The 13,564-nt window shown below is 46.1% G+C and carries 11 protein-coding genes; 1 reads left to right on the forward strand and 10 read right to left on the reverse strand.

Annotated elements, in window-relative coordinates; genetic code table 11:
* Positions 1 to 214 precede the first annotated feature (214 nt).
* The 7 genes from SAPGRDRAFT_RS05035 to SAPGRDRAFT_RS05065 all read right to left on the reverse strand — a co-directional run bounded on the left by SAPGRDRAFT_RS05035 (position 215) and on the right by SAPGRDRAFT_RS05065 (position 5,888).
* Positions 215 to 694 (reverse strand): hypothetical protein, encoded by a 480-nt coding sequence (locus tag SAPGRDRAFT_RS05035; protein ID WP_037349846.1) that lies wholly within the window; start codon positions 692 to 694, stop codon positions 215 to 217.
* A 203-nt stretch (positions 695 to 897) separates the two neighbouring features.
* Positions 898 to 1,770, reverse strand: a complete 873-nt coding sequence (locus SAPGRDRAFT_RS05040; protein ID WP_002657700.1) for a protoglobin domain-containing protein — start codon at positions 1,768 to 1,770, stop codon at positions 898 to 900.
* Positions 1,771 to 1,776: 6 nt separating this feature from the next.
* Entirely contained in the window at positions 1,777 to 2,760 is a 984-nt protein-coding gene (locus tag SAPGRDRAFT_RS05045; RefSeq protein WP_002657703.1) for a DUF6976 family protein, read from the reverse strand.
* A 103-nt stretch (positions 2,761 to 2,863) separates the two neighbouring features.
* Positions 2,864 to 3,841, reverse strand: a complete 978-nt coding sequence (locus SAPGRDRAFT_RS05050) for a DUF6976 family protein (protein WP_002657704.1) — start codon at positions 3,839 to 3,841, stop codon at positions 2,864 to 2,866.
* A gap of 37 nt (positions 3,842 to 3,878) precedes the next feature.
* Entirely contained in the window at positions 3,879 to 4,862 is a 984-nt protein-coding gene (locus SAPGRDRAFT_RS05055; protein ID WP_002657706.1) for a DUF6976 family protein, read from the reverse strand.
* A gap of 15 nt (positions 4,863 to 4,877) precedes the next feature.
* On the reverse strand, positions 4,878 to 5,099 hold the full coding sequence (locus SAPGRDRAFT_RS05060; protein WP_002657708.1) for a hypothetical protein: 222 nt from the start codon (positions 5,097 to 5,099) through the stop codon (positions 4,878 to 4,880).
* Positions 5,100 to 5,171: 72 nt separating this feature from the next.
* On the reverse strand, positions 5,172 to 5,888 hold the full coding sequence (locus tag SAPGRDRAFT_RS05065; RefSeq protein WP_002657710.1) for a toxin-antitoxin system YwqK family antitoxin: 717 nt from the start codon (positions 5,886 to 5,888) through the stop codon (positions 5,172 to 5,174).
* Positions 5,889 to 6,222: 334 nt separating this feature from the next.
* On the opposite strand from SAPGRDRAFT_RS05065, the gene SAPGRDRAFT_RS05070 reads away from it, so the two are divergent.
* The gene (locus SAPGRDRAFT_RS05070) at positions 6,223 to 6,729 is read left to right on the forward strand and encodes a hypothetical protein (protein WP_002657712.1); all 507 of its coding nucleotides are present in this window, start codon (positions 6,223 to 6,225) and stop codon (positions 6,727 to 6,729) included.
* Between the two features lie 248 nt (positions 6,730 to 6,977).
* On the opposite strand, the gene SAPGRDRAFT_RS05075 is transcribed toward SAPGRDRAFT_RS05070, so the two are convergent.
* From SAPGRDRAFT_RS05075 to SAPGRDRAFT_RS05085, 3 genes are all read right to left on the reverse strand, one after another.
* Entirely contained in the window at positions 6,978 to 8,429 is a 1,452-nt protein-coding gene (locus SAPGRDRAFT_RS05075) for a hypothetical protein (RefSeq protein WP_002657714.1), read from the reverse strand.
* A gap of 23 nt (positions 8,430 to 8,452) precedes the next feature.
* Positions 8,453 to 9,847: an outer membrane beta-barrel protein gene (locus SAPGRDRAFT_RS05080; RefSeq protein ID WP_002657715.1), complete on the reverse strand. Its 1,395-nt coding sequence runs from the start codon at positions 9,845 to 9,847 to the stop codon at positions 8,453 to 8,455.
* Positions 9,848 to 9,999: 152 nt separating this feature from the next.
* Positions 10,000 to 13,359 carry a WD40 repeat domain-containing protein gene (locus SAPGRDRAFT_RS05085; RefSeq protein WP_002657718.1) on the reverse strand — a complete coding sequence of 1,120 codons (3,360 nt, stop codon included), beginning with the start codon at positions 13,357 to 13,359 and terminating at the stop codon, positions 10,000 to 10,002.
* Positions 13,360 to 13,564: the final 205 nt, after the last annotated feature.

Consider the following 13,564-nt stretch of genomic DNA (forward strand, 5'->3'; position numbering starts at 1 on the left):
TGCTATGATTTTTTTGGCTAGACCAGCTATTTTTTAAGGGCATAGCCTTCGCTATAGCCGAGAAAAATAGGGCCGACTAGCGGAAAATTGCTGCAAACTATAAAAGTGAGTGCATTTAAATTTGGCTATGGCCTGCGGCCCTTTGGGCCTGCTAGACCTAAAAAAGGCCCAAAACCTTAGGGTTTTGGGCCTTTAGGGCCGGAGCGCTTTCTCTTTATTCTTCTTTTAGGCTAAAGCTCCCCATAAAAGCTTCTATTTCTTTTGGGCCAACTTCTTGGGGTTGCCTGTTCACAATCAGCAGTTGATAGACCTTATTGTCTTTGCGGTAGAGCTCGTAGACGGCGGCGGCATCAAAGCCGAGCAGCCTATAGCGTTTAGACTTTTTGGGCCAGGGGCCTTCTTCTCTTTGGATGCTTAGGGGTTGGAGGCGGATAGCGGCGCCTAGGAGCAGGGCTTCAAAGAGGCTATCGTTGGCAAGGGCTTGTTGGTCTTTGTTTAGTGGCATACAGGCCGCCTGATACTCCCAGATAGAATCGGGACTTTTATAGAAATAGGCTTCTATTCCATTTTGTTCTAGGCTATCGAAGGGGGCGGGAAACTGCAGGCTATAATGGCCCAATTTGGAGTGGACCTTTTGGCCCTTTTGGCAGGCAAAGAGGCTAAGCAGCAGGGTTAAAAAGATAAAAACTCTCATGATTGATTTTGGGCCAAAAGTACGTTTTTTTTGGGAGAGATTGGAGGCGGCGAAGCCGCCCCGGCCGCAGGCCGAATGGCCCAGCGCTGCGGAGGGGTGGCCGAAGGCCAGACCGAGCCGCCTTGGCGGCGAAGGGCCGAACAGCCTTGTGAGCCCCGCAGCATAGCGGCGGCCGCCCCAAAATGAAGGGCGGCCGCGGGCCCCTAAAAAATACTTTGATTTGTGAGTCGGAGGGCAGCACGGAGTGCATTGAGCATATTTCCATGCGTTTGAATTTCTTGAATATCGAGACCAATATCGACAATAGTTTGGGCCACATTGCCAGAAATGCCAGAGAGCATTGCTTGGCAGCCCATCAGTTTGGCGGCCTTGCTCATTTTGATCAGGGCATTGGCCACCTCGCTATCCATAACGGCGATACCGCGAATATCGAGAATAAAGACCTTGGCGTTTTTTTCAGCAATGGCCTCGAGCATAGCGTGCATCACCTGTTGGGCGCGTTCGCTATCTAGAAAGCCCACCAAAGGCAGCAGCAGAATGCCTTCCCAAAGCGGGGTAATGGGTGTAGACATAGAGGAAAGCGTTTCCTCTTTTTCTCGGAGCAATTCATCTTTGGCCGAGCTATAGCCATCGGTGAGGGTAGAGACCGCAATGCCCGTAAACTTTCGGTAAGTTTTGAGTAGATTCAGGCTGAGCAGGCCTTGTTGTTCTAGTAGATCTTGGACCTCTTGATGGTAATAATTGAGGAATGCCAGGTAGGCATCGAAGGGGATGCCCACGCTGGCGAAGACCTGTCCAAAAAAGCGTTGGCGTTCGATATACTCATCATCGGCTTGGCCGGAGAGCAAATCATCCCAGAAAATGTCTTCACTATCTCGGATTGCCTGCAAGACATCTTCGGTATAATAGCTTAGGAAGAAAGGGTGATTTTGCAGCCAATCATAGAAGCGTTGATAGAGTGCATCTTTTTGATCATAAATTTTTTGGCCTGCTTGGGCAAGTTCTGTTAGCTCTTCATCTTGGAGAAAAAAGAGTGCTTGATAGTAGGGCCAATTTTTTTCGTTAGGATCAATCATCTGTACTTAATAATTTTGGATATGCAAGAGGACCAGGGTTTGGTTGAGCAGGATGTAGCCTACTTCACCAAAGGTAAAGGGTCCTTCATAATTGCCTAGCTGTTCGCCATCTAATTTAAAGTTCAGATAATTCACGATACAATTGCAGGCTGTAATGGCGGGGGAATTGGGCATTTCTTTACGGAAAGCCTGGGGATTATAATCTACTGTTTTGGCCAAATGATAGACTTGGTCTGTAGAAACGGGGGCATAAAAATAGACTATTTTTTCCTCTACTCGTTGGATAGTGGTGTTAATCAGGGCTCCGGAATAGTTGGAAATCAGGGGTAGGCTTCCGTCTATGCCCTTCCTTTTACAATAATGTGCAAAATTTTGTTTTTCGCCATTGATCAGGGCTTCGCTGGCTTGAAAATCGGTAGTTAAGAACTGAATATCGTCATCTTGGCCTTCTTCGTAGGGATTATAGATTTCGATTTCGGCATACTGTGCTGCGGGCAATTCGACATGCATAAGGACCGCTCGGTTCTTCATTTTTTCTGCTTTTGGGCCATAATAGGCAGCGGGCAGATGGCTGGGGTCGGCTTCTAGTTGTCGGCCAGTGATCCAGCCTAGAATGGGTTGGTCGTAGAGTCTATCATATTGGCCAATATCTAGGGCATAGGCCTTATGCACTTCTGAAAAAGCGGGCAGTGCAATATAGCTAAAGCCATTTTCTGGGCGATCGTCCAGTAGTTGTTCCAGTTCTTGGGCCGAGTAGCTTTTGATTTCGGCTTTTAGGGCCAGATCGCTCAGATTAGAGACAAAAAGGCGGTTAAGATCTTTTTGCGCTCCTTCTCGGCTCATGAAGTAGGGCGTACTTCCGCCCAGCCATTGGCCGGCGGGCAGTTGGTCTAGTAAGCGTTGGCTACCTGCGATCAGCAGTATTTGGCCAGATTCAATTAGTGCTTGGGTTTCTTTTAGGGAGAGGAGTTGATTTTGAAGCTTAGCCATATTGTTCTATTGTTAAGTTAGAAAATGGCCTATTGTGTTTATTGCTTAATTTTGCTCAAGGAACAAAGTTCTTCAAAAAGATAGTGGGTTAGTGTAATCGTTTTTACTTATCCTGAATATAGAGCAGGACCAGCGTTTGGTTGAGTAAAAGGTAGGCAATTTCGCCAAAGGTAAATGGCCCGCCATAGTTGGCCAGCTTTACGCCATTCAATTGAAAATTGAAATAGATAGAAATGCAATTAAAGGCTGTTTGGGCGTTTTCATGGGGCATTTTATCTAAGAACGCATTAGGGCTATACCTAATTTCCTTGGCCCAATAATAAATTTGGTCGGTAGATACTGGGCCATAAAAATAGACTCGATTTTCTTCAATCCGTTCAATATCGATATTGACCAAAGCGCCAGAGTAATTAGCGAGCAGGGGGAGTTGGCCCTTAATGTTGTTGCTACGGCAATAGTGGGCAAAATTTTGTTTTTCGCCATTGATGAGGACCTCTGCGGCGGAGAAGTCATTTTCTAAGAACTCGATACGGTCGCCTTGGCCTTGTTCGTAGGGATTATAGATTTCGATTTCGGCATATTGGCTTTCGGGCAGTTCAATGTGCATCAATACGGCCTTATTGCTTAGGCAACTAGCTGTTGGGCCATGATAAACGGCTGGAAACTGTTCATCTTTGGCCTCTAGGTCTTTTCCAGTAACCCAACCTAAAATTGGAGAGTCGTAGAGGCTTTCATATTGTCCAATTTCTATAGCATAGGCTTTATGGACCTCAGAAAAAACGGGCATAGCGATATAGCTAAAGCCATTTTTGGGCCGATCGGCCAGTAGTTGCTCAAACTCTTGGGCCGAATAGCTTTTAATTTCAGCTTTTAGGGCCAGATTGCTCAGGTTGGAGACAAAAAGATGGTCGAGATCTTTTTCTGCGCCGGCTTCACTCATAAAGTACGGAATAGTTCCCCCTAGCCATTGGCCTGCGGGCAACTGATCGAGTAATTCTTGGCTAGCGGCAATCAGCAAGAGCTCTCCGGCTTGAATGAGGCGGCAGGTTTCTTCTAAGGTTAATATTTGGTTGTTCGGCATGAGCCATTTTGTTAGCGGTTAAGATATGTATGGCCAACTATTCTGTTTTAACATCTAGAATAACCATAGTTTGGTTCAGGACCAGATAGGCGATTTCGCCAAAAGTGAAGGGGTAATGGTAGCCTTTGGTGTAGTTTTCTTCTCCGCCCAATTGCATAAAGTTAGCGATACAATTGTAGGCGACTAAGGTCGTTTCGGTTTTTGGGGGCAGTTTGGCCTTAAAAGCGGCTTGTCGATTTTCTATAGTTTTGGCAAAGCGGTACGTTTGGCTTTGAAAAACGGGAGCAGCAAAACTGACAGTTGTGGCAGCTTCTTCGGCCTGATAGATAGAGGTATTGAGTTGGGCACCGCCAAAATCTCCGACCAAGGGGTATTCCATATCAATTTGATGTTCTTGCAGATAGCTCAGAAAGTTTTGTTTTTCGCCATCAATCAAACAGTCCTCTACCTGATAGCCATCTTCTAGGAATTGGATATTGGGGCCATCATTTTGTTCATAAATATTCACAATAGAGAGCTCTGCATATTGCTCTGCAGCAAGTTGGGCGTGCAGGGCCACAAGTTGGTCCGTATAGACCGCTCCATCTTGGCCATTCACCACTAGTGGTTGAGCGGCCTCGCCCCAAACAATACCTGTGACCCAACCTAGGGTAGGCACATCAAATAGCTTTGGGTTTTGGCTAATTTGCAAGGCATAATTGGCCTGTACTTCCTGAAAAGCGGGCATAAGTAAATAGCTAAAGCCATTTTCTGGACGATCGTCCAGCATTTGCTCCAATTCTTGAGCGCCATAGGCCTGAATGCTAAAATCTTGAATTTCAGTAGTCAGATCTGTCACAAAAACCTGCTCTCGGTTCAAAGCACCGCCCTCTTCAGTCATAAAGTAGGGAATGCTGCCGCCGATCCAGTTGCCTTTGGGCAAAGTTTTCAAAATTGGTCCATCTGCGGCAACAACTAAGGTTCGGCCTTGCTCAATCCATTCTGCACAGGTTTTTTGGGAAATCAGTTGGTTTTTATTCATGGGGGAAGGGAGGCTTTAACGTTTAAAAATGGCTTTTAGGTCGGCCGCATACATCTTTTCATTTTTGGCACAATAGGCCCAAAGCTGTTGCCTAGCTTCATTTAAGCTTAATTTTCCTTTGCGGAGCTGTACCTTGAGGCTATTCAGTTTTAGCTGTAGCGACAAGCTTTTTAACTTGGGCTTAATGCGCTCTTCTAAGAGGGCTGCCCATTCTTCTTCTTGAGGATCTGCTAGCATAAAGTTTCTGATTTAGTTGTTTCTCTCTACAATTTAATAAAAAAAGGCTTCTTTAGGAAGCCTTTTTTATTCTTAGTCTAGTGGTTCACACTGCGGTCGCATTTTGTCAATTGTACTTTTTGCCAAATCATTAACGCCTTCTAGTTCGCCTTCTTCGGCTTTCCAGAAAGTAGCACAGGTCTTTAAGGGACTATCACAAAGCATTTTAGATTGTAGTTTCCCCGTGCTATCTTGGGCATATAGCCAGAGCTCGCAATGCTCATAATTTCCCAGATAAGTCCCTTTGGCTTTGGGTTGGCCATTCTGATAAAATTCTGCAAAAGGCCCATTAGCCTCATTATTGCGCATAACCACCCATTCTTTGATCTGCCCATTGGGGTAGTAGGTTTTCAGGCTATCATCTAAGGCGCCCTCCTTATAATGGCCGGCCTGTTTTAGTTGGCCATTGGGGTAATAATAGCTCAGCGGACCATCTAGTTGTCCTTTTTCATTGTACTGAAAATGGCCAGCCAATTGCCCATTTTGGTGATATTGTTTTTCTTCTCCAACGCTTAGGCCCGCCTTCATTTTGCGCTCCAAAAGCAATATTTTTTGGCCTTCTTGCAGGCTATACTCCTTATACTCGCCTTCTTTTTGCTGATTGATGGTATCAAATTGGTATTCCATCAATAAATCGGCCTGCTGTTCTGTTTTCCAGATTTTTGGATCTTCATTTTTTGGAGCCTGCTCCTCGCCTTGGCAAGCCATAAGAAGAAGAAAACTGCCTGCGGTTATTATTTTTTTGATCATGCTAATTAAGATTTTTATTTTTTGGGGCCTGCCGCCTTTGGCGGCCGGGCTGTGTCAGGGCTCGCAGGTCTGCTCGGCCCTGCAGGCTTTTTCGCTTCGCTTCAAAAGCCTTTGGTCTGCGGCTGCGCCGCCCCCTTATCCATCCCTAGGCCAATTGAGGCTTAATTGATTGGGCTAAAATAAGCAAGTTGTTTTTCTAGAAAAGGACATTTCTGCAAAAAGTTACGTTCTTTAAAAATCGGGCGCTTGACAAAATAGTTGTATCTTTAGATACTCCCTTATTTTTGGTACTCATTCAATTCACAAATTAGTTATTCCCCAACCCTTTTGTCCTATGAAAATTTACGCTTTTTTTTTGGCCATTTTGGCCATTAGTCTTGTTTCTTGCCAGTCTGCCCCCAAATCTTCAGTTACTGATGAGCTGGCTAGTTTTCCTAAAAAAGAATTTGCCAAAGTAGTAGCTTATGATTATGAAAGCATGCAAGGCGACTATATTTTGAATAAAAACGGGGAGTTACACCCTTCTGTTAAGGCTGAAAAAGAACTGACGGAGGAGCAGCAAAAGCTTTTGCTGGCCACATTGAATAGTAAAAACAGTTATGGTGGCTCGGTCACTCGTTGTTTTTATCCTCGTTTGGGTTTTGTTTTCTACAATGCTGCTGATGAGCCGGTGGGCCAAGTAAGTATTTGTTTTCAGTGCAATCAGCAGGTGGCTGGGCCGCAGATTCCGGTACAAGAGGCCTTATTGGCCGAGGGCGAACTGATTGGTTATAGTGCATTGGGCCGAGAGAAGTTATTGGAGCTTTGCCAAAGTTTGGGGTTTAGCAATTGTAATGAATAGCTGGTTTAAGAAAATAGAAAGGCCGTTTTCCGGATAGGGAAAACGGCCTTTTTTTGGTCCAATTTTCTGCGTTTTACAGGCGGCGAAGCCGCCGCAAAGGAGCGCAGCGACGCGGCTGAGGGGCTGTAGCAGGGCCGCCGCAGGCGGCAGACCGAGGCGCGCTAGCGCCGAAGGGCCGAGCAGACCTGCGAGCTGTGCAATGGCCCGACCCAAGGCCCAAAGGGCCGCAGGGGCAGCCCCAAAATAGCTTAATCTACAGGCGTAAGCAGTCCTTCATTATTGGTTTTGATGAGGCAAACCATAGCGTTGGTGGCTACATTCATGGTGCCCGTCATGAGGTAGCCCTTGAGTTCTCGGCGGGTAGTACCGGGGACCAGCTCGCGGATAGGCATGACCGTTCCGGCTTGGTTACCGGCTAGGGCTTGGCTACCATTATTGACAGAAGCGCGGCCAAATTGGCGAATTTCGCCATCCCATTCTGGGGTGAGGTTGGGGCCTACTTTTGCCATAGCGAGTTCATCGCCAAAGTTGGCATCATCATATTGGTAGACGGCACTGATGACAAAGCTAGGTTCATTGCCAGCCACCTCGGAGGGGACCAAAGCGATGCTACCGGCTAGCAAATCTTCTGTGGTATTGGTAAAGCCGCCATTTGTTTTGCCTAGATATCGGCGTTGAATTTCTCCGACGCCTTCATCGACTTGTAGGAGGAGGAGGTCCCCTTCATTCACTTCATTTCTAGTGGGGTCTCTATTTTCGACATGGCTCAGAATCGTAATTCTGGCATTTAGGGAATCGTAGCAAGAGCCTCCGGCCACCAAAAACATATCTTGGCCGCCAAAACTTTGTTGCGAGACCTCGCTACCCGAAGAGGCGCGAAATCTGATGACGAGGATATCGGTCGTAAAGTTGGGGTTGGTTGGGGTACCATTTTGCTCATCTCGTTTTTCGGCGGTAGCGGTTACCATATAGGCGCCATTGAGTACCTCTACAGAGGCGGCGCGATCTTCACCGACAAATCCGCGGACAGAGCGCCAGATGATATTGCCATCTAGGTCTAGGCGCATAAGGAGCACATCTGTTTTATCTAGGGCTTGATAATCTTGGTATTCGGGTTTACCGATATAGACATCGGTAGTTTCTCCGGCCAAGACAAAGCCTCCATCGGGAAGTTCCTTAATATCATAGACAAAGTCCTTATAAATTTCTGAAGAGCTTAGGGTAGATCCATTGAGCAAGACTTTTTCCCAGACCACATTTCCTTCTAGGTCTAATTTATAGAGCACGATATAAGTGGCATCTAGGGTAGATTGTCCGCCAACTGTCACTACGGTAGTTCGGTTACCGGCTACTAGGTAGCCAGACTCATCGGAGAGGACCAGCACGCGGTGGCCTGTTTCTTCATAGCCGTTACTTCCATCGCCAAAGGTTTTGCTCCATTCCTCATTGCCCAGAGAATCTGTTTTAACGAGGTAGAAGTCATTGTAGCTAGCGGCATTGACAAAAGCGTTGGAAGAGCCGAGGATAATGAAGCCTTTATCGGTAGTTTCCTTAACGTCTTTTCCGATTTGGTCATTTACATGTCCGTAATACTTAACGAAAGCATCTTCTTGATTGGAGGGAGAGATATTCTCTTTTTTGCAAGCGCTAAGGCCCAGTAGCAGGAGCATACAGCTAGCGAAGAAATACTTATTGATCATAGTTTTCTAATTTAGGTAGGAAATTAATTCCCTTTAATATCTGAGGCTTTATCTTTAATTTCGTCAATCACCTTAGAGCTAGCGCGGCCACGGCGAACATCTTCGATGATACCGGGTTGATCTCTTTCGAGTTCTCGAACGAAGCTATTGAGTTCTCGTTTTAGTTCGGAGTCTGTAGTTCGTTTAGCGTTTCGTTTTTCTTTTTTGATAATTTTATTGAGTCGGCGATTGATATAAATTTCGTTGTACTGTCGTTTTTTTCTGGGTTTGTAGAAAGACTTTTCGAAGCCGATAGTTAGCGAATAGTTATCCATACGGAAGTCATTATCTACATGTCCGTATTCGTAGAGTAATTCGGGGTTACTATAGCGATTTTCTCTATTGACGGAATTCATCAGGAAGCGGTTATATCGGGCTTCGATAATAACGAAATCGTGTCCTAGGCGAATTTTTGCGCCTGCGCCAGCGAGTAGGGAGACATTAAATCCTTCTCTTAGGGAGAGGCGGTCGGCTTCTCCGGCTTGGGTTTCGGCAGAGAGGCCAGATCCGGCGATAACGAAGCTACGTTCGCCACCGACAACGGCTCCTCCGCCATCAGATTCTCGGGTGGTATTTCTTTGGATATTGACCATACTTGCAGAGAGTAAGAAATTGGGTGCTCCTCCGATATAGGCGTAGGGGATTACTTTTTTGTAGCGTTTAAAATAGTGTTCATAGCGTAGCATCAGGGGGATATCGATCCAGTACTGTCGTTCATCGAACTGCAGGCTAGAGTATTGCAGTGTATTTTGGGCGGGGTTTTGCAAACCTGTCGAGAGGAACATACTATCGATAGCTCGGTAGCTTCTGAGGGCAAAATTACCTTCTAGCGCGAGTGTAAAGTCTCTCCAGATAGGCATTTCTATACCGATAGCGCCAGAAAAGCCGAGTACAAATTGGTTATAATTTTCTGCTCGATAATTATTATTATCTACATTATAGGTTTCTAGTGTTTGCAGGCGGGTATTATTGACGCCAATATTTCCATAAATAGAGACTAGGGGTTTATGTCTGTAAGTTCTAGAGAGATAAATCAGGTCATAAGAATTACTGGGGTTCAGAGAATCTGCCTCATAGAGGGGATTAATTTTGAGGAGTTCTTCAAAGGAGCGGGTAGCATCATCTAGGTCATTTCGGAAGAGGTAACTTTCGGTAAGTAATTTATAGCCTTCTTCTCTTTTTGCTTTAACGGGAAAAGCTCTTTTATTCGCTAGGCAATCTCGGATCAGGTCGCCCACTTCTTCTAGCTGCCCTTCTTCATAGGCTCTTTTAGCCTCATCTAGGTGATCGTTACAGAGGTCCTCATCTAGTGATTGTGCAGATAAGGCTTGAGGGCTGAGGGCTAGGGCGACAGCGGCCCAAAGCAATTTTAGTTTCATAATAAAAAGCGAATTAGTAATTATTAAACTCGAACTCATTTTGGTAGACGGCAAGCGTCTGGCTTGGCTAAGGAGTAGATAAGGCCTAAAAAAGGGGAAAGCTAGCCCGGCTAGCCCTCCCCTGGCTCTATCTTTAGAGGTATATTATTGTATTAGCTCCCTTGTTGGTATTCATTACCACAGGTAGAAAGGGGAACGCGTTCGCCTTCTGCAGTAATAATATACAGGCGTTGGTTGCGTGGATCTCTTTCGGGATCATCGGTACCGATATATTTCTTCCATTCTTTATTAGAAAGGTTGCGGCGCACCATAGCGCAGAGTTGGCTAGCGTAGCGGAACATATCCACCTCATAGATTTTCACTTCTCCATTAGCGCAGCCGGTAAGGACTTTTTGTCCATCATGAGTAAAGGCCACAGAGAGGACCCAATCTTCATGATCTTCTAGGCGAACGGGCTGGAACTTAGGATCTTTGAAGGGGAACTCCTCTTCATTATCATAGTTCTCATAGGCTTGATTCCAGATTTGCCAAAGTGTAGCTCTTTTATCGAGGCTACCCACCACGAGCATAGTTCCATCATCAGAGAAGCTGAGGTCACTAATTTTGGCGCTATGATAAACCAGGCGTTCGGGAACATAGCGGTTGCCGTCTTGGTCCAGACCATTTTTATAATGGTAGATATCAAAGATGAGCAAAGAGCCATCTTGGTAGCCTACGGCAACAAATCGGCCAGTGGGGCTAATAGCTACAGCGGTAGCATTGCGTTTGTTGTAGGGGTTTTCTAGTTTAAAATCCTCTTGGCCCGACTTAATATTCCAGATAGAGACATCAGGAGATCCTCCGGCGCCAGCCACATGTTGTCCATCGGCAGAAACGGCAATAGAAGTCACTCGGTAAGGCGTACGTTCTACAATAGGAGTAACTTCTCCTTTCATATTGGTATACTTGATACTGCGGTCATCTCCGGTAGAGATTACGGCATTGCCCGTAGGCAAGAAAGCGAGGTCCCAAACGCGGCGGCCACGGTGAACGTCTACCTTAAGCATGCGTTCTTCTTTGGCCACATCCCAAATTTCCATATAATCTTCATCGCCAGCACGGACCAAGAACTTTCCTTCGGCACTCATATCCATACAACGATAAACTCGGTTATTGCGGTTGCGGGTAAGCACCTGCGGAGCGCCTGCGGTTTTTTGTTCCTCTTTGCTATCAAAAACCTGTAGGGGCCATTTAAACAGCCAGCCATCAGAACCTGTAGTATAGACTTTTTGGTCAAATTCTCCTTCTGCGGTAGAGACTACAATAGATCTCATGGCACCAAGGTGCGAGAGGCCATCAGGAGCTACATTCAGGCTATTAAAGTCTGGGTTATCTCCTACCCCCTGCATTTTATCTATTGCCTTATAAAGGGCTTCATAGATATAGGCATCATGTTCTTTTCCCCCATTTACCCGATTCAGCTCAAAGGCTTCTTTAGCCAAAAGTGCTTCTAGGTCGGGTTCTTCTACTTTCCAAGACTTTACGGCTACAGACTGGGCCAAAGAAAGGCCTTTTGTCATAATCGCCTTAAGGCGTTCTTCTTGGGCTCTACGTTCTGACTTCATGGCATCGCGGCGAGCTTGTTCGGCCCTGAGCTTAGCAATTTCTGCTCTTTGGCGTTCCAATTCTGCCGTATCCAGAGCGATTAGGGCCTTTGAGCGAGCCTGATTGGCGGCTCTAGACTTCAATTCAGCAATATCTGAAGAGCGAATTGCCTTTTCGGTAGCCTGACGGGCCAAGAAACTTTCTCTTTGGGCACGATTAGCATTTACCTTGGCCATATAGCGGCTCTCATTGGCTCTTTGCTTGGCTATTTCTGCCTGATAAGCAGCTAGGCGAGCCTCTTTTTCTTTGCGGCCAGCCACCTGAGCCGATCGGCGGGCACTATCTAAGGCCACACCGGCCAAGAGCAATAGAATAAGACAGATGGCCCCAAAGCCCAAAGAAAGATAAGTAATCAGCATACGGGTTTTCCGTTTGCGGTCATCATCTTCCCGCTTATCTCTAAGTTTTTTATCAGAGGCTTCATGACTTTTGAGTAAAAAGTCAATCGTTTCATCATAAGTAGTATTATACCGAGAAGCCCAAGCCTTAGTAGGCGCTAGGCGCTCAGGATGTTCCTCATCATAAGTATGCGGTTCATACCATTTGAGGCCCAAACTCAATTCGGGTTCTACCCAAAGTGCCCCCTTCCCTTCAAAGTAAAGGGCAGCGGCAGTAGATAAGCGAGTATAGGTTTCAGCGGCCTCATGCTCTTCTTCAGCCCAATGCGCCAAACGATCCCAATAAGAAATTAAGCTTTCATGCGTAATACTAATTACGGTATCTAGCTCCAAATCATCCCGATTTGGGGGCGCCTGCAAAAAGCGGCGGTCCGCCCGAGAAAAGGCCACAATAACCGGAGCCAAACTCTCTATACTTTGGTCCGTCAACTTGCAAAGCTCGCCTACAGTAGCCACCCTACGACTAGCCGAACCATCGGCATTGCGCTCAGAAAGCGCCCGAAACATTCGTTGACAAGTAACTTTTTGCTCTTCTGTTTTCAGCTTATTATAGGCCTCCTCGGCATGCACAGAAAGTGCCTCCTTAATAGTCCCTACATTCTCATAATGCTTAATCCCCAAAGGAAGACTAGGGTCAGAATCTACCTCTACCCAATTATCCCAGACACGCATCATCAAATGCTGCAAACGAGGCAAATCGTCAAAGTCTTCTCCAATATCGGAAATCATGCGGCTCACTAGGTCCGGAGCAATACTCGCCCCCACCGCCTTAACCGGCATAATCATCACCTTCTTGAGCTCTTCTACCTTCATTTTCGGAATCAGAAACTGCCCATCGTTAATCGCCTCCGGCAAGCCCCTAAAATCCGTACAACGTCCAATATAATCCGAGCGCATCGTCAATACAATATAAATAGGCGCTTCGCGCTGCCTAGATGCATTGAGCAATAAATTGACAAAGGTAGCCGCATCTTCCTGAGCCGCTGAAGAAGTTTTTGCAAAGGCAAAAATCTCTTCAAATTGGTCAATGACCACCATCAAATTGGCCCGCTCTACATCCGCATCTTTATACGCGTCTACCAAACCCAAACTCCCTCGGCGCAAGCTTTTCTCGACAATAGCCGGATAGTTAGGGTCCATCTTACTGTCAGGGTGCAAAACCCCTCTAGAAGCCAATTGACGACTCAAGTTTCCAATCGGATTATTGCCAGGCTGACAAACCGCAATTCGCCAACTCTGCCCTGCCTGCCCCGCAAAACCATCTTTTAGCTTGGGGACCAAGGCCGAACGAACTAGCGAGGACTTACCTCCACCTGCACCTCCTACCAACGCCAAAAAACGATTGCCACGAATTTTACGCAACAATTCATCAAGCTGCTTATTCCTTCCGAAAAAAAGCTCTCTTTCTTTGGCCTCATAAGGGCGCAGTCCAGGATAAGGTTCCTTAGTTAAAATTTCAAAGGATGCCATACTTTATATATAGTGTTAGTCTTGGGGGAGTTTTGGCAAAATAATGTTGCCTAGTTGATTCTTCTCAGTGTAGTATGTTTTCAGCTTTAAGATAAGCGAATTATCCAGAATAATAAAACCCCTCCTTAATTATTCCTTAAAATTCAAAGGGCCTTTTTTCTTTCTAACTTTACTTTTGTCACCTCTCCTCCTGCCCTTTTTTAGG

The sequence above is a fragment of the Saprospira grandis DSM 2844 genome (assembly GCF_000275825.1).
In the GTDB taxonomy this organism is placed as follows: domain Bacteria; phylum Bacteroidota; class Bacteroidia; order Chitinophagales; family Saprospiraceae; genus Saprospira; species Saprospira grandis_A.